At 42.8% G+C, this 832-nt stretch carries 1 pseudogene; it reads left to right on the top strand.

The annotated features are described in order from the left end of the window. Positions 1 to 30: 30 nt before the first annotated feature. Positions 31 to 813: pseudogene (locus FJR05_RS23920) on the top strand (DEAD/DEAH box helicase); the annotation flags it as partial. Positions 814 to 832 lie beyond the last annotated feature (19 nt).

The following is an 832-nucleotide window of genomic DNA, read 5'->3' as shown; positions in this document are numbered from 1 at the left end:
TTTTCTGGTTTTACCTGCTGAATGTGGGATCAAGATAAACAAGCACGTAATAAACTGAAAAAACTAATTCAACCATTTTTATTACGACGGACAAAAAATCAGGTGTTGTCAGAATTGCCTTCCCGGACTGAAATTCTGCTTCATGTGGAATTGAGTCGGGAGGAAAAAGCATTTTATGAAGCTTTGCGTCGTCAAGCTATATCTAAACTGAGTGAAAGTAATGCAGATGCAGGACAGAAACATTTGCAAGTGTTAGCGGAAATTATGAAACTGCGTCGCGCTTGCTGTAATCCTAGTTTGGTGATGCCTGATACTGAGTTATCCAGTTCTAAGTTACAGCTTTTTGGCGAAGTGCTGGGTGAACTTCTGGAAAGTCACCATAAGGCTTTGGTGTTTAGTCAGTTTGTTGATCATTTGCATATCATCCGCGATTATCTGGAGAAGCAAAGTATTAAATATCAATACTTGGATGGTAGTACCCCAATGGCGGAACGGAAAAGAAGCGTGGATGCCTTTCAAGCTGGGGATGGGGATGTTTTTCTCATTAGTTTGAAAGCAGGGGGTACAGGACTCAATTTGACTGCTGCTGATTACGTTATCCATACAGACCCTTGGTGGAATCCTGCTGTGGAAGATCAAGCATCTGACCGCGCTCACCGCATTGGACAACAACGCCCGGTGACAATTTATCGCTTGGTGGCTAAGGATACTATTGAGGATAAGATTGTGGAGTTGCATCACCATAAGCGAGATTTGGCGGATAGTCTCTTGGAGGGTACGGATATGAGTGGGAAGATATCAACTGTGACTTGAACCATAACTTGGGCTAAAT

This window comes from Dolichospermum sp. UHCC 0259, from assembly GCF_009711935.1.
Taxonomy (GTDB): domain Bacteria; phylum Cyanobacteriota; class Cyanobacteriia; order Cyanobacteriales; family Nostocaceae; genus Dolichospermum.
This window is presented reverse-complemented; position numbering and strand designations above follow the sequence as displayed.